Here is a 25889-nt window from a genome sequence, read left to right on the forward strand (position 1 = left end):
AACCATCCACATCGAGGAGTGCCACATGGCCGCGTACGACGTCGTCATCGAGATCCCCAAGGGCAGCCGCAACAAGTACGAGGTCGACCACGAGACCGGTCGGGTGTACCTGGACCGCGTCCTGTTCACGTCGTTCGTCTACCCCACCGACTACGGCTTCTTCGAGAACACCCTCGGGCTCGACGGTGACCCCGTGGACGCCCTCGTCCTGCTCGAGTACCCCGCGTTCCCCGGCGTCGGCGTCAAGGTCCGCCCGGTCGGCGTGTTCAAGATGAGCGACGAGGCCGGCTCCGACGCCAAGGTGCTCTGCGTCCCGGCGAAGGACCCGCGCTGGCAGCACATCCAGGACATCGCCGACGTCGACGAGCAGACGAAGGCCGAGATCGCCCACTTCTTCGAGCGCTACAAGGACCTCGAGCCGGGCAAGTTCGTCAACGCCGAGGGCTGGGGTGACGCCGCCGAGGCCGAGGAGATCGTCGCGGCGGGCTTCGCCGCGTACCAGCCGGGCCACTGAGTCCGTCGCGCCCCGAGGCGCGGCGCTGGCCAGGCGGCCGGCTGGGAGAAGTGAAGGCGGCGGGTGCCCATGGGGCGCCCGCCGCCTTCGTCCGGTGACGACCCCACCCGAAGGGGTCGGCACCGTCATCGGCTCGGAACCCCACCCGAAGGGGTCCCGGCCGGGTCATCAGAGCGAGCCGGTGGGGCGCGCCACGTAGGGGACGATCTGGTACGTGTACACAGCGTAGTTCCGCACGCTGAGTCCCGGCTTGGGGGCCTCGACCATCCGACCGCCGCCGGCGTAGATCGTGTCGTGGTACATCCCCGCCGGGTTCGTGCCCGTCGTCGAGTAGAAGATGATGTCGCCCGGCTGTGCCTGCGACAGCGGCACGAGTCGGCCGAGCGCGGCGAAGTGCTCGTACTGCCAGTCGACCCGGTGCCCACCGACGGCCACGCCGACGCTGCTGTACGCGGCCATCACGAGCCCCGAGCAGTCGTAGGAGTTCGGACCGGCGGCACCGAACACGTACGGCTTGCCGATCTGGGCCGACGCGAACGCCAGCGCGGCGGAGCCCTTGGACGGTGAGGACGAGCCGGTGCTCGACGTCGGCGGCTTCGGCGTGCTCGTCGTCGGCTTCGCGGTGGGCGTGCTGACCGGCTTCGGGGCCGTGCTCGTCCCGGTCGTCGGCTTGCTCGAGGGCGTCGTCGTGGTGGGCTTCGACGCGGTCGTCCCGGTGGTCGGCTTCGACGCGGTCGTCCCGGTGGTCGGCTTCGACGCGGTCGTCCCGGTGCTCCCCGTCCCGGTGGCCTTCGTGCTGCCCGCGCTCCCCGTTCCGGCGGCCTTCGTGGTGCCGGCGCTCCCCGTTCCGGCGGCCTTCGTGGTGCCGGCGCTCCCACTGGTCGTCGAGGTCGCGATCACCTGCTCGGCTTGCTTCGCCTGCTGGTCGGCGAAGTACGCGGCCTCGGTGCTCGCCGTCGTTCCCTTGAGGTACGCCAGCTGGTCGAAGAGCGTCGACTGCTGGTCCTGCACGCTCTTGAGCCGTCCGGCGGCGCTCGCGGCCTGGTCGTTCGCGTCGGACAGCGACGTCTTGGCGGCCGTGGTGGCCTTGCCGAGCACGGTCTCGGCCGCGGAGGCCTGGTGCTGCAGGGCGTCGACCTGCCGCTGGTCGGCCTCGGCGTCGGCGAGGATGCCCGCCGAGCGAGCCGACAGGTGCGACATCGTGCCGACCTGGTACAGCAGGTCCTTCGCGTCGGCGCCGTCGACGAGCATCGCCGTCGAGAGGTCGCCGCCGCCCGTCCGCGAGAGCTCGACCACGAGGCCGGCGACCTGCTGGGCGGAGACCTTCGCCTTCGCCTCGGCCTGCTTCGACTGGCGCGTCAGGGTGTCGACCCGGGTCTGCGCCGCCTGCTGTCGCGATGCCGCCCGCTGGTACGCCTCACCGGCCTGCTGCTCGGCGACCGAGGCCCGCTCCGCCTGGGTCTGCAGCGCGTCGAGCGACGAGGTCAACGTGTCGACCTGGTGCTGCGTCGCCGCCTGGGACTGCTTCGCCGCCTGCACGTCGGCCCAAGAGGGAGCGGACGGACTGGCCGACGCCGGTGCGGCGACGGTGAACGTCAGTCCGAGCACCGCGAGGGTCGCGGCGCCTCCGATGAGGACGCGTGCTGGCTTCATGCGGGTCAGTGCCTCCTGGGCGCGCTCGTGGTCATACCGAGATCCCCCGCGCAGCCATGAAGGGGACCGGGTCGACGGCAGCGCCGCTCACCCGGGTCTCGAAGTGGAGGTGGCAGCCGGTCGACCAGCCGGTCGAGCCGACGAGCGCGATCTGCTGTCCCGCGACCACGGTCTGGCCCGCGTGGACCAGGAACCCGCCGTTGACGATGTGGCCGTACGCCGTCGAGATGCCGCCACCGTTGTCGATGATGACCTCGTTGCCGTAACCCCCGCCGTTCGCGGCGAAGGTGACGGTCCCGCTGTGGGCGGCGTAGATCGGCGCACCACAGCCCGGCGCGAGGTCGACCCCGGCGTGCAGGGCGTACGCACCGGTGTAGGGGTCGACGCGGTAGCCGTAGGGGCTCGTCTGGTACCCGGCGGACGGGCGGACCCAGCCCGACCCGTTCGGCGTCGTGGTGGTGGCGCCCGTGCTCGTCTGCGCGGCGGCGCCCCCGGTCCGGGCGGCAGCGGCGGCACGAGCGGCAGCCGCCCGGGCAGCAGCAGCGGCTCGCGCGGCAGCGGCGGCTCGCGCGGCAGCCGCGGCCTTGGCGACGGCGACGCCCTTGTCGTAGTTCGCCTGCACGTTCTTGGTGTTCGTCGTCAGGAGGACGAGCTGCGCCTGCAACCGCGCCTGGTTGTCGTTCTGGTCGTCGAGAGCGCTCTGCGCGGCCGTCGCGGCGTCGTTCGCGTCGGCCAGTTTCTGCTGCGCGGCGTCACGGAGTGTTCCGAGCGCCTTCTTCGCCACCCCGGCCTGGTCGGTCAGCGCCTGCGCCGTGCCGCGGTCCTGGCTCGCCTGCTCGTAGATGCCGTCGGCCTGCTCGGACAGCTTCGACATCGCGCCGAGCTGGTAGAGCAGGTCCTTCGCTCCGGACGGGTGCGCCAGGAGGTTCGAGGTGACGTCGTTGTTCGATGAGCGTCCGAGCTGCGCGGCGAGCTGCCCGGCCTGGCGTTCCGACGCGGCCGCGGTCTTGCGGGCCTCGTCCGCCTGCGTCCGGAGCTTCTGCTCCTTGAGCGCGGCCTCGTCGTACTCGGTCTGCGCCGTCTGGTAGGCCTCGCCGGCCTTCTCCGCAGCGGCCTGCTTGGCCGACACCTGGGACTGGAGGGACGCGATGAGTCCCTTGATCTCGGTCACCTTCGCCTGCTGGGCCGCCTGGGACGCCTTGGCCGCCTGGACGTCGGACCAGCTCGGGTAGGACGTGGCGGACGCCGACGAGGGCGTCCCGGTCGCGGCGAGGACACCCCCCGTGAGCGCGACGACGACGGCGAGGACGAGGGCACGGGGTCGGCTCGCGGGGACGGCGAGGCCCCGAGCGGCGCGTCGGGGCGCGGATCGGCGGCTGATGGAGGAGGAAGAAGTCATCGGTCTCGATTTCGTAACAGCACGGCGAGGCGCACCCGAGTCACACTGTCAACAGTCGCAACAGTAACAACAGGGGTGTCGGACACTCCACCCCCCTGGCGAGGGGCATGGGGCACCGACGTCGGACCCACGGGGAACGACGGCACGGGGTTCTCTCTGCGGCGAGTGAACCCGGCTGCCCCGGTCACGACGCCCGCGACACGCCGACCGGCGAGGCGGTATCCGCTCGGTTTGGCATTCGCGGCGAGCTTCCGTATGCTGGTTCTCCGGTAGCTGTGAAGCATCGCTTGACGGCCCCATCGTTTAGTGGCCTAGGACACCGCCCTTTCACGGCGGCAGCACGGGTTCGAATCCCGTTGGGGTCACTGCAGGCGGGGTGTCCGGCGCCTTCCACAACTCAACAAGCATGGCCCTGTAGCGCAGTTGGTTAGCGTGCCGCCCTGTCACGGCGGAGGTCGCGGGTTCAAGTCCCGTCAGGGTCGCCATGGCGTCCGGTCCTCGGACCGAGTCGTCCCGGGCACCACTCGATCCATCGAGTCGCCCACGGCTGGATAGCTCAGTTGGTAGAGCGTTCGACTGAAAATCGAAAGGTCCACGGATCGATGCCGTGTCCAGCCACCATCGCAAGGCCCTCGCGAGAGCGGGGGCCTTCGTCGTTCCCGACTGCCGCCGATCGGACTCCCGCCGAGCGTTGAACACGTCGTGTCCCGTTGAACAACGGCATCGCGGGGTGCAACAGGACGGCGGGTGTGCGAAGCCGCGCGGCGCGTGTGTGAAGCCGAACGGCGGGTGTGCGAAGCCGGGCGCGACGGGTGGCGGGGGCGGGACGGGCCTCCCGGCATACTGAGCGGATGACGGAGCCGGGTCGGACGACGGGGGCGGCGGAACCCGCCACGGTGTGGCGCAACGCACCGTTCCTCCGGCTGTGGAGCGGCGAGTCGGCGAGCGCGGTCGGCAGTGAGCTCGCCGTGCTGGCGATCCCGACCCTGGCGGTCACGGTGCTCGCCGCCTCGACGTTCGAGATCGGCGTCCTCACCGCGCTCGAGACGGTGGCGTTCCTCGTCATCGGGTTGCCCGCGGGTGCCTGGGTGGACCGGATGCGGAAGCGCCGGGTGATGCTCGCGGCGGACCTGACCCGCGCGTTGCTCCTGGCGACCATCCCCGTCGCGTGGCTGCTCGGCGCGCTGACGATCTGGCAGCTCATGGTCGTGGCGGCCCTGGTCGGCGCGGCGACGGTGTTCTTCGACGTGGCGTACCAGAGCTACCCGCCGATGATCCTGCCGTCGGCGCTCCTCGGCGACGCGAACGGCAAGCTCGAGGCGTCACAGCAGGTCGCGCGCGTCGGGGGTCCCGCGGCCTCGGGTGCCCTGCTCGCGGCGCTGCGGCCGGCGCTCGTCGTCGGGATCGACGCGCTGAGCTACCTCGCGTCGTTCGTCGCACTCCTCGGGATCCGGGACGACGAGCAGCCGCGGCCCGAGCACGAACGCCTGCCACTCGTGACCGAGATCCGCGAGGGCCTGGCGTTCGTGTTCCACCAGCCGCTCCTGGTCCGGGTCGTCCTGTGCACGGCCGGCTTGAACCTGTTCTCGGGGATCGGGGGGACGGTGCTGCCGCTCCTCGTCCTCCGCGACCTGCACCTCGGCACGCTCGTGTGGGGCGCCGCGACGAGCGTCGGCGCGGTCGGGGGACTCCTCGGCGCGCTGGCCGCCGGCAGGGTGGCCCGACGCGTCGGCGAGGGCACCGCGATCCCCGTCGCGGCCGTCGCAGCCGGGGTCGGGGCGCTGCTGCTCGCGACGCCGGGGCTGGTGCCGACGCTCGCGGTCCCGCTGCTCGTGCTGGCCGAGTTCCTCACGAGCGCCGGTGTCCTCGTCTACAACATCACGCAGGTCACCTACCGGCAGCGGATCTGTCCGCCGCGCCTCCTCGGCCGGATGAACGCGTCGATCCGGTTCGTGGTGTGGGGCGTGGTGCCCATCGGGGGCATCACGGCGGGACTGCTCGGCACGTGGCTCGGTGTCGAGGCGACCATGTGGGTCGCCGGCGTCGGTGCCCTGCTCGCGGCGCTGCCCGTCCTGCTCTCGCCCCTGCTCGGCATGCGGGAGCTCCCGGCCGAGCCCGCCGCCGCGTAGTCACGACGGGCTCGGGGACAGGGACCGGTCAGGCGGTCTCGACGGGGTGCAGGTCGAGCGTGCAGCACTTGACGCCACCGCCGCCGAGCAGCAGCTCGGACAGGTCGACCCCGATCGGGTTGTACCCGCGCTGGCGGAGCTGCTCGGCGAAGGTCGTCGCGCGGGCGGCGATGACGACGTTGTGGCCGTCGCTGTAGGAGTTGAGCCCGAGGATCGCTGCGTCCTCCTCGGTGGCGATGATCGCGTCGGGGAACCGGCGGCGGAGCTCGGCGAGCGAGGCCTCGTCGAACGCGGACTCCAGGTAGGCGATGTTCGCGACGCCGTCCACCGGCTTGGGGTCGAGGACCGCGATCGCGGTGTCGAGGTGGTAGAACGCCGGGTTGACGAGCTTCAGGGTGACGACCTCGCGGCCGTACACGCGGGCGATCTCCTCGTGCGAGGTGCTGTCGCTGCGGAACCCGGTGCCGGCCAGGATGACGCCCCCGACGAGCAGGAAGTCGCCCTCGCCCTCGTTCGTCTCGACCGGCTCGGCGACGCGGAGGCCGTGCTCGCGGAACCAGTCCATGTACGCGGGGCCCTCGGGCTGGCGCTCCGGGTACTGGAACTTCGCGCCGTAGGCGACGCCGTCGAGCACGAACCCGCCGTTGGCCGCGTAGACCATGTCGGGCAGCCCCTCGATCGGGTCGATGAAGTGGATGTCGAACCCGAGCCGCTCGTACGTGTCGACGAGGGTCTGCCACTGGGCGACCGCCTTCGCGGTGTCGGTCGGCTCCTCCGGGTGCATCCAGGGGTTGATGCGGTAGCTCACCGTGTAGTGCGTCGGCTTGCACATGAGGACGGTGCGCTTGGTCGCCGTGCGGGCGAGCGCTGTGGTGGTGGCGGGGGCCGGGTTCGACAAGGGGTCTCCTGGGCGGCGGACCCGAGCCTGCCAGGGGACACCGTTCGAGGAGCGCTGGGGTGAGGTGCAGGCTCACTCACCCGTGGACGAGGCGGACCAGGTCGACGCCCCGGCACAGTGTGCCACGCGGCGCGCCCCGCGGACAGACCCCGCCGTGGGGGTGTCGCGGCGGCGCCGATCGCATGTGCGTCCGCGCAGGATCCGTGCGCCTGCTCCGGGGCGGACGCGACGACCGCGCGTAGCATGACGGCGATGGATTCGCTCGACCACCGCATCCTCGACCAACTCCGCGAGAACGCCCGCGCCGGCTACGGCGACATCGGCGCGGTGGTCGGGCTCTCGGCGTCCGCGGTGAAGCGCCGCGTGGACCGCCTGGTGGCCGATGACGTCATCCAGGGCTTCACGATCAAGGTCGACCCCGCCGTCGAGGAACGCGGGACCGAGGCCTGGGTCGAGCTGTACTGCCGCGGCACCGTCTCGCCCGACGAACTCCGCGCCGTGCTCGAGAACGTGCCCGAGGTCGTCGACGCCGGAACGGTCACCGGGAGCGCCGACGCCGTCGTGCACATGCGGAGTCGGGACATCGCGTCGCTCGAGGAGGCCCTCGACCGCGTCCGCTCCGCCCCGCACGTCGACCACACCCGCAGTGCGATCGTGCTGTCGCGACTCGTCTCGCGCGAGTCGCTGTGAGCGTGGCACCGCGCACGACCCGGACGCCGGTCCGCCGCTCCGTCCCGCGCTCGCCCGGGAGGCCCGGCACCCGTCGCGCGGGCACCGCTCCGGCCCGCCTCCTGGTCACCGCCGCCACCGCCGCCTACCTCGCGAACTGCGCGTGGGGCACCGCGGTCGCGACCGGCGTCATCCGGACGAAGCGGCTCCGGGTCGTGCACCACGCGCTGTTCGTCGTGACGGCGACCCTGACCGGCGCCGCCGTGACGACGCCCGTGTGGACCCGCTCGCGGGCCGCGGCGTTCCTCCTGCCCGCACTCGTGCCCCTCGCCGCCGCACCGCGCATCCCCGCCCGATCGCGTGCACACTGGAGAGTCGCGGTCGCGGCGGCACCGTCCTACCTCGGCGCCGTGCTCGGACTCCGCGCGGGACGGCCCGAGCGCTCCTGACCCGGGAGCCGGCCCACCCGCGTGCACCGGGCCTCCCGTCCGACCGCCGGGAAGGACAGCGGCAGTGGAGCTCATCGAGGCGATCAGACGGCGGCGGACGACGAACGGGGCGTTCCTGCCCGATCCCGTCTCCGAGGAACACCAGCGCCTGCTGATCGAGCTCGCCGGGCGCGCGCCCTCGCAGCTCAACAGCCAGCCGTGGCGGTTCGTGCTCGTCGAGGAACGGCCGACGATCGAGCGGATCGCCGCGATCAGCGGCTCGTCGATGACGCGGACGATGGCCGAGGGCACGTTCTTCGAGCGGTACAAGCCGTACTTCCGGTTCTCGAAGGCCGAGATGGAGACCCGGCGCGACGGCATGCTGTTCGACAAGCTGCCCGCACCGCTCCGGCCGTTCACGAAGCAGGTGTTCACGCCCCGCGGCCAGAAGCTCATGAACACCCTGCGGGTGCCGCAGACCCTCGGCGAGGAGAACCGGAAGCTCGTCGCGGGATCGCCGCTGCTCATGGGGGTGATGCTCGACCGGCACGAGTACCGGCACGAGGAGACGAACGCCTTCTACTCGGTGTTCAGCATGGGCGCGGCGATGGAGAACATCTGGCTCGCCACGACCCAGCTCGGCATGGGCATCCAGTTCGTGTCGTTCCCGATGGAGATCCCGAGCGCCTGGGCCGAGGTCGAGGACGTCCTCGGGGTGCCGGACGACCTCGAGCTCATGGCCGTGTACCGGCTCGGGTACCTGCCGCCCGAGCGCCGCCGCCCCGCGATCGACTGGGTGTCGAACGAGCGGAAGCGGCCGTCGCAGTACGTGTTCCGCGGGACGTGTCGCACGCCGCAGACGGGCTGGGACGACGCACCGCTCGTGACGCCGATCGAGGACGAACCGGCGGCCGACGCGACGACCTCGGGGAGGGACGCGTCGTGACGGGGGTCGCTCCCGTCCTGACGACCGCCCCGGCACTGCCCGGCCGCGCGTTCATCCGGCAGGGATGGCACGACGTCGTGTTCCTGCACTGGCGGGTCGACGTGTCGGCCGTGGCCCCGCTCCTCCCGGCCGGCGTCCGACCGGACACCATGGGCGCGGACGGCGTCGACGACGGGGTGACCACCTGGGTCGGCCTCATCGGGTTCCGGTTCACGGACACCGCGTTCCCGCCGCTCGCGCCGATGCGGCGGCTCGGGACGTTCGTCGAGGTCAACGTGCGGGTCTACACGGTCGACGACCGGGGGCGGCACGGCGTCGTGTTCCTGTCGCTGGACGCGGGCCGGTTCCTCCCGGCGGTCGCGGCACGGGCGATGCTCGGGCTGCCGTACCACTGGGCGCACGCGGCGACGCGGTGGGGCGTGGACGGGACGCGCGGCCGGGGTGCCGCCGCTGGCCGACACGGCGAGGGCGGCCGCGTGGCGTACGCGATGCGGCGCCACGGGTCCTCGGCGCGCTCGCGGTTCGCCGTGCACGTCGGTGCGCCCATCGCCGAACCGTCACCGCTCGAGCAGTTCCTGACCGCCCGATGGGGCATGCACGTCCACCGCTTCGGGGCGACCCGGTTCTGGCCGAACGAGCACCCGGCCTGGCCACTGCACCACGCGACGGCCGAGTCGGTGCACGACGACCTGATGGGCGAGGTCGGGCTGCCGCGCTCGCTCGCCGACGTCCCGCCGGACTCCGTGCTGTGGTCGCCCGGTGTGACGACGTCGTTCGCCCGCGGGACGGCCTGAGCCGACATCCGCCGGTCGCGACCAGCGCGACCGGCGCGACCGGCGCGACCAGCGCGACCGCGTCAGACCCGCAGCTCCACGAACGCCCGGTCCGGCACCCCGAACCGGTGCGCCGTGATCGTCACGGTCTGCTCGCGGAGGAACGGCAGCATCTCGACGAGTCCGGCCTCGACCACGGGGCCCGCGTGCACCGCCACGTCGATCGAGGCACCGAGGGCCTCCTCGAGCGCCAACGAGTCGCCGCCGAGCAGGCGGATCCGGGCACCAGGACCGCCGAACGCGGTGTGCGGCACCGGCTCGTACGTCGGCGACAGGACCGCGGCGAGCTCGTCCTCGGGCGTGGGCTCGTCCGACGACCACTGCTCGCGGAACACCGCGCCGGCCGCCGCGCGCCCGAGCCACTCGTCGTCGGACTCGACGATCTGGTCGACGACGTCGAGCGGGGACCGCGGGCCGGCGAACAGCTGCACGAGGCTGCCGGGCATCGGCACCGCGGTGCTGACGAGCACGTGGGCGCGGGAGGCGGTCGCGGCGACGAGCACGCGGACGAGGTCACCGGCCGACGTGCCCTCGGACGCGCGGATGATGACCGACTGGGGCCGGTAGCGGAGCACGTTGCGTTCCATCCCGAGACCGGCGGTGTCCGCGGAGCGGGCGAACTCCGCGGAGCGCGCGGCGACGTCGCTCCGTGCCCCGGACCGCACCCGGTCGAACTCCTCGAACGTCAGGCCGCTCCGCGCGGCCTCGATCACGGCCGCGACCCGCGCGGGGACGCCGTGCAGTCGGATGCTCCCGTGCGGGGTGTGCGGCGTGGGCTCCCAGCGGCCGAGTGTCGCGACCGACAGCGGGGCGCCCGACTTCGTGCCGGTGCCGATCGCGGAGCGCTTCCAGCCGCCGGTGGGCTGTCGGCGGACCAGGGTGCCGGTCGTCGCACGGTTCACGAACAGGTCACCCGCCTGCACGCGGTCGAGCCAGCGGGTGACCTCGTCGGTGTCGAGGGAGTGGATGCCCGCGGCGAGACCGTAGTCCGTGCCGTTCTGGATCGCGATCGCGTCGTCGAGGGTCTCGGCCTCGACGATCCCGAGCACGGGTGCGGGCACGGGCGTCTGGTGGAACGTGCTGCCCGGTCGGACGCCGTCGCGGATGCCCGGAGACCAGAGCCGCCCGGAGTCGTCCAGGGGTTCCGGCTGCAGGAGCCACGACTCCCCCGGTCCGAGCTCGGTGAGTGCCTGCCGCACGCTCCCCCGGGGCTCGTCGACGAGCGGTCCCATCTGGGCGGCGGGGTCGTCCGGCCAGGCGACGCGGAGGCTCCGGGTCGCGTCGACGAGCAGCCGGCGGAACCGGTCGTCCTCACGCACGGCACCGACGAGGACGACGAGCGACGCCGCGGCGCGGTCCTGTCCGGCGTGGGCGAAGGCACTCCGCACGACGTCGCGGACGGCGAGGTCGACGTCGGCGGACGGCGTGACGACGATCGCGTTCGTGCCGGTCGTCGCGGCGGTGAGCGGGAGGCCCGCCCTCCACCAGGCGAAGGACCGCGCGGTGTCCGCCGTGCCCGTGAGGAGCACGCGGTCGACCGCGGGGTGAGCGACGAGGTCGCGGCCGAGCCGGTCGACGTCGAGGTCGACGAGGACGAGCAGCGCGTGCGGCACACCGGCGTCCCACAGGACGTCGGCCACGAGCGCACCGGTCCGCCGAGCGGCCGGCGCCGGCTTGAGCACGACACCGCTGCCGGCCGCGATCGCCGCCAGGACGTCCCCTGCGACGACGGCGATCGGGGAGGTCCAGGTCGGCACGACGACGGTGAGGCGCGGCGGCACCGGGGTCGCGCCCGTGATGTCCGCGAGGTGCCGGGCGCGGTCGGCGGCGTGGTGTGCGGCGTCGACGGCTCGGCCGACCTCGGCGTCTGCCTCGGCGAGCGTCAGGCCCGTCTCGGCGACCGCGACCTCGACGAGGTCACCGCGCCGGACCTCGAGCTCGTGGGCGATGAGGTCGAGCAACTCGGCGCGGTCCTGCGGGTCCTGCCGTCCCCAGTTCACGCCCGCCTGCGCGGTGGCGGCGACGATGCGCTCGAGCCGGTTCCGGTCGGCGACGCCCGCGTTCCGGATCGTCTGCCGACCGAGCGACGATCCCGGCACGCGACGCAGCACCTCGCCGGCCCAGGCGCGGTTGGCGCGGATGGTCGGGTCGGTGCCCTGCGCGTTGTGGAAGTCGGCGACGTGCGGCGGGGGTCCGAGCGGGGCCGTGCGGTCCTGGGTGCGGAACGTCGACGGGACGGGGTCGTCCAGCGCCTCGACCGCGGCCAGGTACCGCTCGCGCCGCTGCTCGGACCCGGCGCTCGCGGTGTCGGTCGTCGTCGAGGCACCCGCGGCCTGCTCGGGGTCCGCCAGGTCGTACAACCGCCGGGCGAGGTACCCGACGGCGGCGTCGTACTCGTCGGGGTCGACGACCGGCGTGACGAGGAACACCGACCCGACGTCGGCCCGGACGGCCTGCAGGTGGGTGCCGTCCACGCCGAGGAGCATGCCGAGTTGGAGGGCGTCGACGACACCACGGCGCTCGGCGAGCACGCGGGCGGTGGCGAGGTCGTACAGGTCGTGCCCGAGGACCTCGATCCGGACGGCGTCCGTCCGCGCGGGCGTCAGCGCGGCGTCGAGCAGGCGGAGGGTCGCCGCCTGGATCTCCTGTGTGGTGCCGAACGTGGCCAGCGAGCGGTCGTGGAGCGCGGCCTCCACCCGTTCGACGGGGTCGGCGGCGCCGGCGTCGATCCGGACGGTGATCGGTGATCCGCCCCGGGCGCGGCGGGCCTGCGACCAGGCAGTGAGGTCGTCGAGGGCACGCCGGGTGTCCGGCACCGCGGCGGGCAGGGTGAGGCCCGCCGGGAGCTCGAGGAACTCGGGCCGGTCGAGCAGGGTCCGGAACACCGCGAGCGTCAGGTCGAGGTCGTCGTGGGTGTCCACCCGGAGCGTGACGCGGCTGCCACCCGCCACGGCCGCCCGGTACAGCGGCAGCAGGCGCTCGACTCCGCGGACGACGGTGTCGTCGAACGCCCAGAGCACGGGCTGCGGGAGCGCCACGGCGACCGAGGTGGTGACGCGGTCCACGTCGTCGCGGTCGAGCAGGTCGATGGTGCGCCGGAGCTGCCGGTCGGACTCGTCGTCACCGGACACCGGGCGTCCGAGCGGCAGGACGTCGAGCACCGTGCCCGGGACCGCCAGCTTGGCGAGGGCGGCGCCGAGGCGCGCTGGTGCGGCGTCGACCACGAGGTGTCCGGCCATGCGGCGCAGCACACGGCGTGCCGGGGGGACGACGGCCCACGGCATCATCTGCGCGAACCCACCGCCGACGGTGGCCGCGCCGCGGAGGTGCCAGGCGACGGGGTCCGGGACCTCACGCGCGAGTCGTTCGAGGTGCTGCGCGGCGACCTTCGGGTCCTGCGGTCGGCCGACGCGGTCGATGAACCCGAGCGTGACGTCGAGGCCGCGCTCGTCGCGGAGCACCCCCGCGAGCCGGACGGCCCCGGCGTCCGGCCGGAGCATCGCGGCCGCCGCGGTCCAACGGCGGACGAGGGCGACCGCGTCGTCGGTGCAGTCCTGGAGGCGCGGGTCCGGCATCCTCCGATGGTATTCGGGCGGTCCGACGGGACCTGGGGGCGCGCCCGGCGCGCGGTGGACGCGGGCCGAGTGTCGCCCGTCCCCCACCGGGAGGCCCGGGGCCGCGGCGGGAGGCCCACGGCCGCGGCGACCACGGGTGCGGCCGGTCAGTGGAAGCGGTGGTCCTGGATCGTCATGCGCGGACCGAACGACGGCTTCCGGAAGCCGCTGCCCGTGATGAGCCGCATGACCCGTTCCCGGTGTCCCCGCCACGGCTCGAGGAGCTCGAGCATGCCGTCGTCGTCGACCGGAGCGCCGGCGAGCGCCCATCCCACGACGGCCGGCAGGTGGTAGTCGCCGACACTCGGTGAGTCCGGGTCGCCGTGGGAGCGCTGCGTGGTCTCGGCGGCGGTCCACACGCCGATGCCCGGGATCGACATGAGGCGTTCCGCCACGACACTGCCGCCACGACCGAGGGACAGGGTCCGCTCGAGCGACGCGGCGACCCGCACGGCGCGCATCACCGTCGCCGAGCGGCCGGGCTCGATCCCCGCCCGGTGCCACTCCCAGCTCGGCACCCGCGCCCAGGTGTCGGCGTCGGGCGGGACCGCCATGCCCTCAGGGGCGGGGCCGGGCGCCGGGGTGCCGTACCGCCGGACGAGGGACCGCCAGGCGCGCCAGGCCTGACGGCTCGTGACCTTCTGCTCGAGGATCGCGGGCACGAGCATCGCGACGACGGTGTTCGTGCGGCAGAGGCGTAACCCCGGTTGACGGTGTCGCGCCGCGGCGAGGAAGGCGTTGCCGCTGACGTCGAACCCCGTCCAGTCGTCACCCCGACCGAGGAGTTCCGGCGCGTGCGCGATCGCCCACTCGGCGCCGTCGCCCCAGGTGGACACCCGGACCTCGTCGCCGACGGCGCGGACGGCGACGGTCACGGGACCGGCGGGCGTGCGGAGCGCGAGCCAGGTCGTGGCGTCGACCTGACGGAAGGCAGGGTCCCCCGTGCCGCGCATGAGCGGGCGCAGCGTGGCCCGGACGTCGACGTGGTGCCCGGGCCGGTAGACGGTGTCGTGTCGCTGCGCCGGGGGTGCGGCAGGTTCGACGATCACGCGGAGGATCGTACGTGGCGGCGGTGACATCGCCGAACCGGCCGGGTGGGCCTCCCGGGAAGCGGGGGGGGATGCCGTCGTCGACCCGGTCCGCGATGATGGGGACCACCGCGCGGCCGGACGGGCCGGGCCCGACACCACGGAGTGCTCCCTCATGCGCATCGGCATCCTCACCAGCGGCGGCGACTGCCCGGGGCTCAACGCGGTCATCCGCGGCGCCGTCGTCAAGGGCATCGCGATCCACGGGCACGAGTTCGTGGGGTTCCGTGACGGCTGGCGCGGCGTGGTGCAGGCGGACGTCGTGCCGCTCGGTCGCAAGGAGATCCAGGGGATCGCCAAGCAGGGCGGGACGATCCTCGGCACGAGCCGGACGAACCCGTTCGAGGGCGAGAACGGGGGCGCCGCGGCGATCGCGGCGAACCTCGACCGGCTCGGCATCGACGCGATCATCGCGATCGGCGGCGAGGGCACCCTCGCCGCCGCGCGCCGCCTCACGGACGCGGGCCTCAAGATCGTCGGGGTGCCGAAGACCGTCGACAACGACCTGAGCGCGACGGACTACACGTTCGGCTTCGACACCGCGGTGCAGATCGCGACCGACGCCATGGACCGGCTCCGGACGACGGGCGAGTCGCACAGCCGCTGCATGGTCGCCGAGGTGATGGGACGCCACGTCGGGTGGATCGCCCTGCACAGCGGCATGGCGGCCGGGGCGCACGCGATCCTCATCCCCGAGCAGAAGACGAGCATGGCGCAGATCGCGGACTGGGTGCGCTCGGCCCACGACCGCGGTCGGGCGCCGCTCGTCGTCGTCGCCGAGGGGTTCGTGCCGGACCAGGAGGACGACCCGCACTCGGAGCGTGGCCTCGACGCGTTCGGTCGCCCGCGCCTGGGCGGCATCGGCGAGCGCCTCGCACCGCTCATCGAGGGCATGACGGGCATCGAGACCCGCGCCACGACGCTCGGCCACATCCAGCGCGGCGGGACCCCGACGTCGTACGACCGGGTGCTGTCCACGCGGCTCGGGATGGCGGCGATCGACTCCGTGGTCGAGGGACGCTGGGGCCGCATGGTCGCGCTGCGCGGGACGGACATCGTGCACGTGTCGTTCGCCGACGCGATCGGCGAGCTCAAGACGGTGCCGCAGGAGCGCTACGACGAGGCGGCGATCCTGTTCGGCTGACCGCATGGCGCTGGCGTCGCAGCTGACGTACAACTCTGCGTACGTCAGGAGGTCACAATGCGCATCCTCAGCTACTCGGAGACGCGTTCCCACTTCGCCGAGACCCTCAACGCCGTCACGGACGACCGCGAGGAGGTCGTGGTCACGCGCGCGGGCCACGAATCGGTCGTGCTCGTGTCCCTCGACGACTACGAGTCCCTGAAGGAGACCGCCTACCTGCTGAGGAACCCCGCGAACGCCCGGCGGCTGCTCGCCTCGATCGAGCGCCTGGAGCGCGGGGAGGGCACGGAGCGGGACCTGGACGAGTGAAGTACGTCTGGGACGACGCTGCCTGGGCCGACTCCGAGTGGTGGCAACAGCAGGACCGGAAGATCGTCAAGCGGATCAACGGGCTGCTCCGTGACATCGCGCGCAACGGCAACGAGGGCATCGGCAGACCGGAGCCGCTCAAGCACGGGCTCCGTGGGTACTGGTCCCGGCGCATCACGGACGAGCACCGTCTCGTGTACCGCGTCACGGACGACAGCGTCCTCATCGCGCAGTGCCGGTACCACCACGACGAGTGACGACGCCGGACCGCGCGCCGCGGACTACCGTCGTCCCCATGCAGAGTCGCACCTTGGGCAGGACTGGTCGGGACGTGTCCGTCATCGGACTCGGGACGTGGCAGCTCGGGGGTGACTGGGGTGACGTGCCGGAGTCCGACGCGATGGCACTCCTCGACGCCTCGGCCGAGGCCGGCGTCACGCTGTTCGACACCGCGGACGTGTACGGGGACGGCCGGAGCGAGCAGCTCATCGGTCGGTGGCGCGCCGCCAACCCGGACGTGCCGCTGACCGTCGCCACGAAGATGGGTCGCCGCGCCGACCAGGTCCCCGCGAACTACGTCGCCGCCAACTTCCGCACGTGGGTGGACCGCTCGCGCCGCAACCTCGGCCAGGACACGCTCGACCTCGTGCAGCTCCACTGCCCGCCCACCGCCGTGTTCGAGGACGACGCGGTGTACGACGCGCTCGACGCCCTGGTCGCCGACGGCTCCATCGCCGCGTACGGCGTGAGCGTCGAGGAGACCGACCAGGCGCTCACCGCGATCGCCCGGCCGGGTGTCGCGAGCGTGCAGATCATCCTCAACGCGTTCCGCCTCAAGCCGCTCGACGCGGTCCTGCCCGCCGCCCGGGAGGCCGGGGTCGGCATCCTCGCCCGCGTCCCGCTCGCCTCGGGGCTGCTCTCGGGCAAGTACACGACCGAGACGACCTTCGCCTCGCAGGACCACCGGACGTACAACCGCCACGGCGAGGCGTTCGACCAGGGCGAGACGTTCAGCGGCGTCGACTTCGAGGACGGCGTGCACGCGGCGCAGGAGTTCGCCGCGGCCGTGCCCGAGGGCGTCTCCGTCCCGCAGGCCGCGCTCGCCTGGATCGTCGAACAGGACGGCGTCACGGCGGCGATCCCGGGCGCCCGGAACGTCGAGCAGGCCCGGTCGAACGCGGCGGCGGGGTCGCTGCCGGCGCTCGGGGCGGACCTCGACCGTCGGATCCACGAGGTGTACGACCGTTGGTTCCGGGCGTCCGTGCACGACCGGTGGTGACGCTCCCGTGACCGCGGGCCGGGCCTCCCGGTGAGCGAGCGCACACGCGCGGTCGTCGTCCGGACCGGTACCGGACCGGTCGTCGAGGACCACGACGTCCGCGAACCGGGCCCGGACGAGGTCCTGGTCGACGTGACGCACTCGAGCGTCAACTACAAGGACGGCATGGCGCTGGCGGGTGACCCGGGCGTGCAGCGCGCCGACCCACTCGTGCCGGGCATCGACGTCGTCGGGACCGTCCGCGCGGTCGGCGACGGCACCGCCTCCGCCCCGGCCCCGGGCACCCTCGTGACGCTCAACGGCGCCGGGCTCGGCGAGACCCGCGACGGCGGGTACGCCGGTCTCGCGGTCGTCCCCGCCGCGGTGCTCCTGCCGGTCCCCGCGGGCATCACGGCGCAACGGGCCGCCGCGATCGGTACGGCCGGGTACACGGCCGCGCTCAGCGTGCTCGCGCTCGAGCGGTTCGTCGCGCCAGGCGCCGGTACGGTGCTCGTCACGGGAGCGTCGGGCGGGGTCGGGTCGATCGCGGTCGCGCTGCTGGCGGCGCGGGGACACCGGGTCGCCGCGTCGACGGGTCGGCCGCAGCACACCGAGGCCCTGCACCGGCTCGGAGCGGCCGAGGTGGTGGACCGCCACGACTTCGACACCCCGGGCCGCCCGGTGCAGCGCCCACGGTGGGCCGGTGCGGTCGACAGCGTCGGGGGTGCGACGCTCGTGAACGTGCTGGCGCAGACCGCGTGGGGCGGCGCCGTGACGGCGTGCGGGCTCGCGCAGGACGCGCGGATGGCCGGGTCGGTCCTCCCGTTCATCCTGCGCTCGGTCGCGCTGCTCGGCGTCGACTCGGTCGCGGCACCGCGCGACCTGCGCGAACGGGCGTGGGCGCTCCTCGCCGCGGACCTCGATCCGGCGCTGCTCGACAGCGTGACGACGGCCGTGGGACTCGCCGACGTGGTCGCCGTCGGCCGGGAGGTCCTGGCCGGGCGGGTGCACGGGCGCACGGTCGTCGACGTGCGCGCCTGACACCGTCACCTCGCCCGCGGGTTCCACCCGCATTGCATGTCAAGTGATTGTGAAATCACCTCCTAGGATTCGGGTACGCGTCCCGACCCTCGTGCCCGAAAGGTCGCCCCCATGCCGGTCCCCCAGCCCACCGCCGACGCCGCACCGCGCCGCCTGCTCCGCGACGTGGTGTTCGACAAGATGCTCGCGGCGATCCACGACGGAACGCTGCAGCCCGGCGAACGGCTCAACGACGACGAGCTCGTGCGCTGGCTCGGCGTCTCCCGCACGCCCATCCGCGAAGCCATCGCCAAGCTCGTCGACTACGGCCTGGTCGAGATGGAGGCGAACCGATACACGCGCATCGCCACCCCGACCGGTCGGCAGTACCACGAGGCGTTCTCGGTGCTGTTCGGGTTCGCCGAACTCGCCGCCCGCTGGGCGTTCCCCCGGTTCACCGACGAGGACACCGACGCGCTCGACGCCCTGCTCGCGGACGTCCGCACCCACGCCGCGGCGAGCGACCGGGCCGTGGACGACGACGTGCACGCCCTCATCGGGTTCCTCGTCGACCACGCGGACAACGCGCTGCTCACGAAGCTGAGCGCCTCGGTCCTCGCCCGGGCGCGCTTCGTGACCGTCGGCAGCGCCGAACCCGTGTTCGCCGCCGCGGCGGACGCGGTCGCCAGCCTCCGTGACGCGGCCACCGACCGGGACGGCGAGGCCGGTGCCGCCGCCGTCCGCGCCCTCGCCGACGGCATGGCCGACCACCTCGACGCCGTCCGGGCCGCCGACCTCGCGACCGCCGAGCCCGAGGAAGCCGCACTCGTCATCACCTCCGGTCCCGGGATCTGACCCGGGTGAGCACCAGCACCACCTCCGACAGTCCCCTGGTCGACGCACGGGGCCTCCGCGTCACCCGCGGCGGCCGCGACCTCGTGCACGAGGTCGACCTCGTCGTGCGCGCCGGGGAGCACTGGGCGCTCCTCGGACCGAACGGCGCCGGCAAGTCGACACTGCTCGCCGTGCTCGGCGCAACGAGCCACCCCAGCGCCGGCAGCGTCGACCTGCTCGGACGACGACTCGGCCGCACCGACGTGCGGGAGCTCCGCGAGCACATCGGCCACGTCGACCCGCGCCACCGGATGCTCACGCCGCTCTCGGTCCTCGACACCGTGCTGACCGGGCTCACGGGCACGACCGACCTCATGATGCGGTGGGAACCGACCCCCGAGCAGCGCGCACTCGCCCTCGAGCACATCGCCGGCGTCGGGTTGCGCGACCGGTGGAACGCGTCCTGGGCCGTCCTGTCGCAGGGCGAGCGCGGTCGAACGCTCATCGCCCGGGCGCTCATGTCCGAGCCGCGCCTGCTCCTGCTCGACGAGCCCGCCACCGGCCTCGACGTCGCGGCCCGGGAGCACCTGCTCGAGACGGTCGACGCTCTCCGCCACCGGCATCCCGACCTCGCGAGCGTCATGGTGACGCACCACCTCGAGGACCTGCCGGCGTCGACGTCGCACGCGATGCTCCTCCGTGACGGCGGGGTGGTCGCCGCGGGCCGCGCGGACGACGTCATCACGTCCGAGGCCGTGTCCGCCTGCTTCGCGTTCCCGCTCGCGATCACGCGCACCGACGGACGCTGGCAGGCGCGCCGGGCCGCCTGAGCCGGGAGGCGCGGCACCGGCCCGACGGTCCGATCAGCACGACCGCGGTCGCCTGGGTACCCTTCGCGGATGGGTACTCCCGATGTCACGGAACTCCTCTCCGACCTGATCCGCGTCGACTCCGTCACCGGGTCGGCGGGCGAGGGGCTGGTGTTGGACCTGGTCCAGGCGTGGTTCGCGGGGCACGCCGGCAGCCGCGTGGTCCGCTCGCCGGCGACGACGGACGGACTCCTCGTGGTGCCCGCACGGCCGTCACCCCGCTCGAGCGGACCGCACCTGGCCTTCTCCTGCCACGCCGACGTGGTGCCCACCGGCGCGGAGGGCTCCTGGAGAACGCCGCCGTTCCAACCGCGCATCGCGGAGGGGCGACTCCGCGGTCGCGGGTCCTCCGACATGAAGGCCGGCCTCGCCGCGGCGATGGTGGCGGTGGCTCGACTGCACGAACAGGACCTCCCCGTCGTGCTCGCGTTGTCGGTGGGCGAGGAGTCGGGCTGCCTCGGAGCGCCCGTCCTCGTCGACATGCTGACCGCGGCGGGGATCGACCTCGGTGCCGTCGTCATCCCCGAGTCCACGGCGAACCGGATCGTGCTCGGCCACCGCGGTGCGCTCTGGCTGCGGGTGGAGACGCGAGGGACCTCCGCCCACGGCAGCACGCCGAGCGCCGGGCGCAACGCCGTCCTCGCGATGCGCGACGTCCTGCTGCGCCTCGATGCCGTCCCGCTCACCGCACACCCACGACTCGGCGCGGAGACGCTCAACGTCGGGACGATCGCCGGGGGATCGGTGCCGAACATGGTGCCCGACGTGTGCGTCGTCCGGGTCGACCACCGGGTGACCGAGGCCGCCTCCGCTGCCCGGATCCTCGACTGGTGGCGCGGGCGACCCGACGTCGCGGACGTCACCGTCGAACTCGACCTCGCCCCGGTGTGGACGGACGAGACCGATCCGTGGGTGGCCAGCCTGCCCGGCCGTGTCGCCCCCGAGCCCGCCGCCTACTTCACCGACGCATCGGTCTTCGTGCGCTCGATGCCGGACGTCCCGATGGTGGTCTGGGGGCCAGGCGACCCGACGCGGGTGCACTCGGTGGACGAGTCCGTGTCACTCGACCTCCTGGCGGACGCCGTGCTTGCGTACGTCAGCGCGGGCGTGCGTTGGGCCGCGTCACCGGTGTGACCGCGTCGTCTCGCGGACGACCAACGTGGGCGCGAAGGACATCCGGGTGGCGGGACGGCGGGTGGCGAGGGACGTCGAGGCGACACCGAGGAGCCGGAACGCCTCGGTCGCCATCAGGTCCGTGGGCTGCGCGAGCGTGGTCAGGCCCGGGACCACGTACGCAGCGAAGGTGATGTCGTCGAAACCGGTCACCTGGACCTCGTCCGGGACGCGGACGCCGAGCTGCCGGCACGCCCGGAGGACGCCGATCGCGATGAGGTCGTCAGCGCAGACGATCGCCTCGGGCCGGTCCGCTCCGGCCAGCAGCTGACGCGCCGCGGCTTCACCGCTCTCGATCGTGTACTCGCCGAACTGGATCCACGACTCGCGGACGGTGATCCCGAGACGTGCCGCATGCCGCCGGAACCCCTCGAGGCGCAGGTGGGTCGAGGAGTTCGTGAGCGCACTCGTGACGAACGCCGCGGTCCGGACCCCCGTGCTCGCCAGCTCCTCGAGCACCAGCCGCATCGCCTCGTCGTCGTCGATGCCGATCCAGTCCGTGCCCTCCACGTCCACGCGCCGGTCCAGCTGCACCAGGGGCACGGACAGTGCCGCGGCGCGCAGGGCGGGCACGCTCGCGACCTGGTCGCACGCGCTGACGATGATGCCGTCGACCTGACGGTGGACCAGGGACCGGAGCTGCTCCGCCTCGACCTCGGGGTTCTGCCGCGAGTCGCAGAGTGACAGCTGCTTGCCCTCCGCGTGGAGGGCACGTTCGACGCTGTCGACCAGGGTCGTGAAGAACGGGTTGAGGATGCTCGGCACCACCATGCCGACGGTGTCCGTCCGGTTCTTGCGGAGCGCCCGAGCGATGCTGTTGCCCACGTAGCCGAGCTCCGTCGCCGCTCGACGCACCCGGGCCTCGACGTCCCGGCCGACGGGGCGGGACGAGGACATCACGCGCGACACCGTGGCCTCGGACACCCCCGCGAGCGCGGCCACGTCGGCGAGCGTCACCATCTCGTCGTCCTCCTCCCCGCGCGGTGTGTGCCGCCCACGGGCATCGTACTCGTTCGATGCGGGCAATCGGTTGCCACGGCGAACGGAGGTTTTACCTCCCGGAAACAGAGGTCGTGCGCGGTCGAAACAATCACGACGGCATCATGGGTGCACGTCCTTCGGCAACCGATTGCCGAACAGGACCGCCCCGCCGAACGCGCACCCCGACCACACCCACCACCCCGCCCTCGAGAGGCCACCCATGAACTCCTCCCGCCGGATCGCCGTGTCCGCCGTCATCGGTCTCGCGGCCGTGACCGCCCTTGCCGGTTGCGACGCCACGTCCACGACCGCGTCGTCGGGCTCCACCAGCTCGTCGAAGGACGCGTCGTCCTCCACCCTGGCTGCCGGCGTCCCGGCGCCGACCGGGGTCCCCACCGCCTGCAAGCCCAAGTCGGGCGGCACCTTCAAGATCGGCGTCGTCGACATCGACGAACAGACGTCCTTCTTCACGCAGATGAACACCGGCATCCAGGCGGTGGCCAAGAAGGCCGGCGCCAACGTCCAGCTCGTCAGCGGCAACGACGACGCGGCGACGCAGGTGTCGGGCATCGAGAACCTGACGTCCTCGGGCGTCGACGCGATCATCGTCGACCCGTACGACGCCAACGCGCTCGTCCCCGCGCTCAAGGCCGCGAAGGCCAAGGGCATCGCGGTCGTCTCGACGGACGGGTCCGTGGCCGACGCGAGCGCCATCGACACCCAGGTCGGCACCGCGAACACCGTCGGTGGTCAGCAGCTCGGCAAGGCGTTCCTCACGCTGTCCGGTGGCAAGGGCGAGGTCGGCGTGGTCGCCGCCCTCAACAGCTCCATCCAGATCCAACGGCAGGACGGTTTCCAGGACACGGTCAAGGCCGGTGGCATGACCATCAAGGCCGTCGTCGACGGGCAGAACGTCAACGACAAGGCGCAGACCGCCGCCGAGAACCTGCTCACGGCCCACCCCGACCTCGAGTACATCTACGCCACCGGCAGCCCGGCCCTCGACGGTGCGATCGCCGCGGTCCGGTCGCAGGGCAAGACCGGGAGCACGCAGATCGTCGGCTGGGACCTCGACTCCACCTCGGCGGCCGGAATCAAGCAGGGTTTCGTCAAGGAGGTCGTGCAGCAGGACACCTACGGGTTCGGCTACGCCGCAGCCAAGGCCGCGATCGACCTCGCCTGCGGCGGGACGAAGGTACCGGCAACGATCAGCGTTCCGACGACGATCGTGACCAAGGCCAACCTCGCGAAGTACGACTACTTCCTGAAGGGCTGACGATGACCGACTCCCTCAACCATCAGACGCCGCTCGTCGAACTCCGCGGGATCACCAAGTCGTACGGCGCCGTGGACGTCCTCCGTGGCGTGGACCTCACCCTCGCCCCCGGTGAGGTCCTCGGCCTCGTCGGGGACAACGGGGCCGGCAAGTCGACGCTCATGAAGGTCTTGGCCGGATCCGTGCAGCACGACCGGGGCACGATCCGCATCAAGGGCAAGGAGGTGCGGTTCTCGAACCCCAGCGTCGCGCAGGACGAGAAGATCGGCATCGTCTACCAGGACCTGGCGCTGTGCGACACCCTGAACGTCGCTGCGAACCTGTTCCTCGGACGTGAGCCCCACGTCGGCCCGTTCATGCGGGTGAGCAGGATGCACGACGAGGCGAGCCGTGTGCTCCGGGAGTTCGGCGTCCGCGTCGCGTCCACGCACCAGCTCATCTCGCAGCTGTCGGGCGGTCAGCGGCAGTCCGTCGCGATCGCTCGCGCGGCGTCGATCGACCCCGAGATCCTCATTCTCGACGAACCCACGGCCGCGCTCGCCGTGACCGAGGTCGAGTCCGTGCTGCGACTGATCCGCGAGGTCGCGGCGCGGGGGGTGGGTGTGATCCTCATCACCCACCGCCTGCAGGACCTGTTCCGCGTGTGTGACCGCATCACCGTCATGTACGAGGGCCGCAGCGTCGAGGACGCGGACATCCGGGACCTGAACATCGAGTCCCTCGTCGCGATGATCACCCGAGACGAACGGAAGGACGCGGCATGAGCGCGGCCCTGGCCCTCCCGACCGCCCAGGAACGCCGCCGAGCGGCCTTCCAGCGGATCAACAAGTCGACGATCGTCATGCTCGTCGTCACCGTCGTCGTGTTCGTCGCGTTCGCGGTGGCGAGCCCGGCGTTCCTCACGGTGCACAACCTCCAGAACGTGGCGGTGCAGGTCGCGCCCACCGCGATCGTCGCGGTCGCGATGACGTTCGTCATCACGACGGGCATGATCGACCTCTCCGTCGGGTCGACGCTCGCGCTGGTCTCGGTGATCGGAGCGCAGCTCCTCAAGGGGGGCATGCAGTCGACCCTCGTCATCGTGATCTGCCTGGCCGTCGGGGCGTTCTGCGGCGTGGTCAACGGCTGGTTCGCGAGCTACCAGAAGATGCCGTCGTTCATCGTGACGCTGGCCACGATGTCCGTCATCCGTGGCGTGGCACTCCTGCTCACACTCGGCTACAGCGTCGCCATCTCACCGACGCTGATCTTCGCCCGGATCGGACAGGGCAGCTTCCTCGGCTTCGGGTACCCCGCATGGATCGCACTCGTCGTCGTCGTGCTCGGACTCCTGGCGCTGCAGCGCATGCGCTTCGGGCAGTACGTCACCGGTGTCGGATCGAACGAGGAGTCCGTCCGTCGAGCCGGCGTCAACACCAACGCGATCAAGCTCATGGCACTGACGCTGTCGGGCCTCGCCGCCGCGGTCGCGGGCATCATCACCGCCGGCCGACTCGGCTCCGGTGACGCCAACAGCGGCAGCGACTTCGCCCTCAGTGTCATCACGGCGGTCGTCATCGGCGGGACCAACATGCTCGGCGGCAAGGGCAGCATCCTGGGCACGGCCGTCGGCGCGATCCTGACCGGGGTCATCACCGACGGGCTCACGCTCCTCGGTCTCAGTCCCTACATCGTGCCGATCGTGACGGGCGGCCTGCTGATCGTCGTCATCCTCATCAACCTCCGCGGCGGCAACCTCGCCGACTTCATGCGGAAGCGGGTGCTGCGGTGACCTCGGAGCGTCCGGGCGGGACGGCGCCGGTCACGGTCCACACCGTCACCGGGGAGGTCGGCAGTGACGAGCTGGGGTTCACCCTCCCGCACGAGCACCTGCTCAACAGCATCGAGGCGGGCGGCATCACGCCGGACCCCGCGTTCCCGGAGCTGTTCGACCAGCCGGTCACGCCCGACCTCGCCTGGCTCCTCCGCGACCACCCCTACGCGTGTCGTGACAACTGCGCGCTGGACCACCCGGACGACGTCGCCCCCGAGCTCGACCACTTCGCGAGCCTGGGCGGCACGACGCTCGTCGAGGTGACATCGGAGGGACAGGGCCGGGACCGGTCCGGCCTCGCCGCCCTCTCCCGCCGCACGGGCGTGCAGATCATCGCGGGAGGCGGTTGGTACCTCGAACGGTTCCACCCGGAGCGCACCGCCACCGACCCGGTCGACGTCCTCGCCGAGTACCTGTTGTCCGACCACCGGGAGGACCGGGACCCATCCGAGCCGCGGTCCGGCGTCATCGGCGAGATCGGTGTCTCCCCGGCGTTCACCAAGCGCGAGGAACAGGGCCTCCGCGCCGCCTGCCGGGTGCAGCGCGAGACCGGGCTCCCGATGTACATCCACCTCCCGGGCTTCGTGCGCCACGGCGGACGCGTGCTCGACGTGGTCCTGACCGAGGAGGGCGTCCCGCCCGCCGCGGTGGTGCTGTGCCACATGGACCCGTCGGGCGAGGACCCCGACTACCAGCGCTCGCTCGCCGACCGCGGCGTGTTCCTCGAGTTCGACATGATCGGTATGCCGTACCGGTTCACCCTGCCCGGCGAGGGGGACTCCCCCTCCGTCGCGCAGACCGCCCGGGCGATCGGCCGGCTCGTCACCGACGGCTTCGGCGAGCGCCTGCTGTTCAGCCACGACCTCTTCCTCAAGGGCATGCTCCGCAAGAACGGCGGGAACGGGCTCGCGTTCATCCCCGCGGTCTTCCTGCAGCGCCTCATCGACGACGGCCTCGACGCGCACACCGTGCTCGGGGTCAACACACGCAACGTGCGGGCACTCTTCGAGCTCGCCGCCGCGTCCACCTCCCACTGAAAGT

The 25889-nt window shown here is 72.6% G+C and carries 24 protein-coding genes and 3 tRNA genes; 21 read left to right on the forward strand and 6 right to left on the reverse strand.

Annotated elements, in window-relative coordinates; genetic code table 11:
• The first annotated feature begins 25 nt into the window (after nt 1-25).
• Nucleotides 26-514, forward strand: a complete 489-nt coding sequence (locus DEI82_RS02550; RefSeq protein ID WP_111010321.1) for an inorganic diphosphatase — start codon at nt 26-28, stop codon at nt 512-514.
• A 168-nt stretch (nt 515-682) separates the two neighbouring features.
• Here DEI82_RS02550 and DEI82_RS02555 read toward each other — a convergent pair whose 3' ends face one another.
• Both DEI82_RS02555 and DEI82_RS02560 read right to left on the reverse strand, forming a co-directional pair.
• A complete protein-coding gene (locus DEI82_RS02555) occupies nt 683-2167 on the reverse strand; it encodes an NlpC/P60 family protein (RefSeq protein ID WP_111035704.1) in 1485 nt (494 codons plus the stop codon).
• Nucleotides 2168-2198: 31 nt separating this feature from the next.
• Nucleotides 2199-3566 (reverse strand): M23 family metallopeptidase, encoded by a 1368-nt coding sequence (locus DEI82_RS02560; RefSeq protein WP_111035705.1) that lies wholly within the window; start codon nt 3564-3566, stop codon nt 2199-2201.
• Between the two features lie 292 nt (nt 3567-3858).
• Between DEI82_RS02560 and DEI82_RS02565 the strand changes: the two genes are divergently transcribed.
• The 4 genes from DEI82_RS02565 (at nt 3859) to DEI82_RS02580 (ending at nt 5695) form a co-directional block, all read left to right on the forward strand.
• Nucleotides 3859-3931 (forward strand) — tRNA-Glu (locus tag DEI82_RS02565).
• Nucleotides 3932-3974: 43 nt separating this feature from the next.
• A tRNA-Asp gene (locus tag DEI82_RS02570) sits at nt 3975-4051 on the forward strand.
• A 60-nt stretch (nt 4052-4111) separates the two neighbouring features.
• Nucleotides 4112-4187, forward strand: a tRNA-Phe gene (locus DEI82_RS02575).
• A 230-nt stretch (nt 4188-4417) separates the two neighbouring features.
• Entirely contained in the window at nt 4418-5695 is a 1278-nt protein-coding gene (locus DEI82_RS02580; protein ID WP_111035706.1) for an MFS transporter, read from the forward strand.
• A gap of 28 nt (nt 5696-5723) precedes the next feature.
• On the opposite strand, the gene ddaH is transcribed toward DEI82_RS02580, so the two are convergent.
• Nucleotides 5724-6593: a dimethylargininase gene (gene ddaH / locus DEI82_RS02585; protein WP_181435077.1), complete on the reverse strand. Its 870-nt coding sequence runs from the start codon at nt 6591-6593 to the stop codon at nt 5724-5726.
• Between the two features lie 252 nt (nt 6594-6845).
• On the opposite strand from ddaH, the gene DEI82_RS02590 reads away from it, so the two are divergent.
• From DEI82_RS02590 to DEI82_RS02605, 4 genes are all read left to right on the forward strand, one after another.
• Nucleotides 6846-7283, forward strand: coding sequence for an Lrp/AsnC family transcriptional regulator (locus DEI82_RS02590; RefSeq protein WP_111010397.1), 438 nt, complete (start codon nt 6846-6848; stop codon nt 7281-7283).
• A 2-nt stretch (nt 7284-7285) separates the two neighbouring features.
• A complete protein-coding gene (locus DEI82_RS02595; protein WP_220037223.1) occupies nt 7286-7711 on the forward strand; it encodes a hypothetical protein in 426 nt (141 codons plus the stop codon).
• A 64-nt stretch (nt 7712-7775) separates the two neighbouring features.
• A complete protein-coding gene (locus DEI82_RS02600) occupies nt 7776-8636 on the forward strand; it encodes a nitroreductase family protein (RefSeq protein ID WP_111035707.1) in 861 nt (286 codons plus the stop codon).
• The gene (locus DEI82_RS02605) at nt 8633-9430 is read left to right on the forward strand and encodes a YqjF family protein (RefSeq protein ID WP_111026575.1); all 798 of its coding nucleotides are present in this window, start codon (nt 8633-8635) and stop codon (nt 9428-9430) included. The genes DEI82_RS02600 and DEI82_RS02605 overlap by 4 nt, the downstream gene beginning before the upstream one ends.
• Before the next feature lie 62 nt (nt 9431-9492).
• Here DEI82_RS02605 and DEI82_RS02610 read toward each other — a convergent pair whose 3' ends face one another.
• Nucleotides 9493-13044 (reverse strand): proline dehydrogenase family protein, encoded by a 3552-nt coding sequence (locus DEI82_RS02610; protein ID WP_111035708.1) that lies wholly within the window; start codon nt 13042-13044, stop codon nt 9493-9495.
• A gap of 146 nt (nt 13045-13190) precedes the next feature.
• Nucleotides 13191-14162, reverse strand: a complete 972-nt coding sequence (locus DEI82_RS02615; RefSeq protein WP_375334604.1) for a DNA-3-methyladenine glycosylase family protein — start codon at nt 14160-14162, stop codon at nt 13191-13193.
• A gap of 124 nt (nt 14163-14286) precedes the next feature.
• On the opposite strand from DEI82_RS02615, the gene DEI82_RS02620 reads away from it, so the two are divergent.
• From DEI82_RS02620 to DEI82_RS02655, 8 genes are all read left to right on the forward strand, one after another.
• The gene (locus tag DEI82_RS02620) at nt 14287-15315 is read left to right on the forward strand and encodes a 6-phosphofructokinase (protein ID WP_111010328.1); all 1029 of its coding nucleotides are present in this window, start codon (nt 14287-14289) and stop codon (nt 15313-15315) included.
• A gap of 57 nt (nt 15316-15372) precedes the next feature.
• On the forward strand, nt 15373-15624 hold the full coding sequence (locus tag DEI82_RS02625) for a type II toxin-antitoxin system Phd/YefM family antitoxin (protein ID WP_111010329.1): 252 nt from the start codon (nt 15373-15375) through the stop codon (nt 15622-15624).
• A complete protein-coding gene (locus DEI82_RS02630) occupies nt 15621-15881 on the forward strand; it encodes a Txe/YoeB family addiction module toxin (protein ID WP_111035709.1) in 261 nt (86 codons plus the stop codon). The genes DEI82_RS02625 and DEI82_RS02630 overlap by 4 nt, the downstream gene beginning before the upstream one ends.
• A 38-nt stretch (nt 15882-15919) precedes the next feature.
• A complete protein-coding gene (locus tag DEI82_RS02635; RefSeq protein ID WP_111035710.1) occupies nt 15920-16903 on the forward strand; it encodes an aldo/keto reductase in 984 nt (327 codons plus the stop codon).
• Nucleotides 16904-16933: 30 nt separating this feature from the next.
• Nucleotides 16934-17923: an acryloyl-CoA reductase gene (locus DEI82_RS02640; protein ID WP_111035711.1), complete on the forward strand. Its 990-nt coding sequence runs from the start codon at nt 16934-16936 to the stop codon at nt 17921-17923.
• Nucleotides 17924-18034: 111 nt separating this feature from the next.
• Nucleotides 18035-18757, forward strand: coding sequence for a GntR family transcriptional regulator (locus DEI82_RS16115; protein WP_111035712.1), 723 nt, complete (start codon nt 18035-18037; stop codon nt 18755-18757).
• A 5-nt stretch (nt 18758-18762) separates the two neighbouring features.
• A complete protein-coding gene (locus DEI82_RS02650) occupies nt 18763-19566 on the forward strand; it encodes an ABC transporter ATP-binding protein (RefSeq protein ID WP_220037224.1) in 804 nt (267 codons plus the stop codon).
• 69 nt (nt 19567-19635) lie between these two features.
• Nucleotides 19636-20739, forward strand: a complete 1104-nt coding sequence (locus DEI82_RS02655) for a M20 family metallopeptidase (RefSeq protein ID WP_111035714.1) — start codon at nt 19636-19638, stop codon at nt 20737-20739.
• Here the strand turns inward: DEI82_RS02655 and DEI82_RS02660 are convergent.
• Complete coding sequence (locus tag DEI82_RS02660; protein WP_111011984.1) at nt 20728-21738, reverse strand: LacI family DNA-binding transcriptional regulator; 1011 nt, start codon at nt 21736-21738, stop codon at nt 20728-20730. The two genes, DEI82_RS02655 and DEI82_RS02660, sit on opposite strands and share 12 nt — an antisense overlap.
• 241 nt (nt 21739-21979) lie before the next feature.
• On the opposite strand from DEI82_RS02660, the gene DEI82_RS02665 reads away from it, so the two are divergent.
• The 4 genes from DEI82_RS02665 to DEI82_RS02680 are packed head-to-tail and all read left to right on the forward strand — an operon-like array spanning nt 21980 to nt 25885.
• Complete coding sequence (locus tag DEI82_RS02665; protein ID WP_111035715.1) at nt 21980-23035, forward strand: substrate-binding domain-containing protein; 1056 nt, start codon at nt 21980-21982, stop codon at nt 23033-23035.
• A 2-nt stretch (nt 23036-23037) separates the two neighbouring features.
• Nucleotides 23038-23799 carry an ATP-binding cassette domain-containing protein gene (locus tag DEI82_RS02670; RefSeq protein WP_111011982.1) on the forward strand — a complete coding sequence of 254 codons (762 nt, stop codon included), beginning with the start codon at nt 23038-23040 and terminating at the stop codon, nt 23797-23799.
• On the forward strand, nt 23796-24806 hold the full coding sequence (locus tag DEI82_RS02675) for an ABC transporter permease (RefSeq protein WP_220037225.1): 1011 nt from the start codon (nt 23796-23798) through the stop codon (nt 24804-24806). Before DEI82_RS02670 ends, DEI82_RS02675 begins: the two co-directional genes overlap by 4 nt.
• Nucleotides 24803-25885 carry a phosphotriesterase gene (locus DEI82_RS02680; RefSeq protein WP_111035716.1) on the forward strand — a complete coding sequence of 361 codons (1083 nt, stop codon included), beginning with the start codon at nt 24803-24805 and terminating at the stop codon, nt 25883-25885. Before DEI82_RS02675 ends, DEI82_RS02680 begins: the two co-directional genes overlap by 4 nt.
• The last annotated feature ends 4 nt before the right edge of the window (nt 25886-25889 follow it).

Origin of the sequence: Curtobacterium sp. MCBD17_019 (assembly GCF_003234555.1) — a bacterium.
GTDB lineage: Bacteria > Actinomycetota > Actinomycetes > Actinomycetales > Microbacteriaceae > Curtobacterium.

What these genes read in the sequence shown, in the direction of transcription:
- DEI82_RS02550 (WP_111010321.1), top strand. Translation starts at nt 26, where the DNA reads ATGGCCGCGTACGACGTCGTCATCGAGATCCCCAAGGGCAGCCGCAAC.
- DEI82_RS02555 (WP_111035704.1), bottom strand. Translation starts at nt 2,167, where the DNA reads ATGAAGCCAGCACGCGTCCTCATCGGAGGCGCCGCGACCCTCGCGGTG.
- DEI82_RS02560 (WP_111035705.1), bottom strand. Translation starts at nt 3,566, where the DNA reads ATGACTTCTTCCTCCTCCATCAGCCGCCGATCCGCGCCCCGACGCGCC.
- DEI82_RS02580 (WP_111035706.1), top strand. Translation starts at nt 4,418, where the DNA reads ATGACGGAGCCGGGTCGGACGACGGGGGCGGCGGAACCCGCCACGGTG.
- DEI82_RS02590 (WP_111010397.1), top strand. Translation starts at nt 6,846, where the DNA reads ATGGATTCGCTCGACCACCGCATCCTCGACCAACTCCGCGAGAACGCC.
- DEI82_RS02610 (WP_111035708.1), bottom strand. Translation starts at nt 13,044, where the DNA reads ATGCCGGACCCGCGCCTCCAGGACTGCACCGACGACGCGGTCGCCCTC.
- DEI82_RS02615 (WP_375334604.1), bottom strand. Translation starts at nt 14,162, where the DNA reads ATGTCACCGCCGCCACGTACGATCCTCCGCGTGATCGTCGAACCTGCC.
- DEI82_RS02620 (WP_111010328.1), top strand. Translation starts at nt 14,287, where the DNA reads ATGCGCATCGGCATCCTCACCAGCGGCGGCGACTGCCCGGGGCTCAAC.
- DEI82_RS02625 (WP_111010329.1), top strand. Translation starts at nt 15,373, where the DNA reads ATGCGCATCCTCAGCTACTCGGAGACGCGTTCCCACTTCGCCGAGACC.
- DEI82_RS02635 (WP_111035710.1), top strand. Translation starts at nt 15,920, where the DNA reads ATGCAGAGTCGCACCTTGGGCAGGACTGGTCGGGACGTGTCCGTCATC.
- DEI82_RS16115 (WP_111035712.1), top strand. Translation starts at nt 18,035, where the DNA reads ATGCCGGTCCCCCAGCCCACCGCCGACGCCGCACCGCGCCGCCTGCTC.
- DEI82_RS02655 (WP_111035714.1), top strand. Translation starts at nt 19,636, where the DNA reads ATGGGTACTCCCGATGTCACGGAACTCCTCTCCGACCTGATCCGCGTC.
- DEI82_RS02660 (WP_111011984.1), bottom strand. Translation starts at nt 21,738, where the DNA reads ATGGTGACGCTCGCCGACGTGGCCGCGCTCGCGGGGGTGTCCGAGGCC.
- DEI82_RS02665 (WP_111035715.1), top strand. Translation starts at nt 21,980, where the DNA reads ATGAACTCCTCCCGCCGGATCGCCGTGTCCGCCGTCATCGGTCTCGCG.
- DEI82_RS02670 (WP_111011982.1), top strand. Translation starts at nt 23,038, where the DNA reads ATGACCGACTCCCTCAACCATCAGACGCCGCTCGTCGAACTCCGCGGG.
- DEI82_RS02675 (WP_220037225.1), top strand. Translation starts at nt 23,796, where the DNA reads ATGAGCGCGGCCCTGGCCCTCCCGACCGCCCAGGAACGCCGCCGAGCG.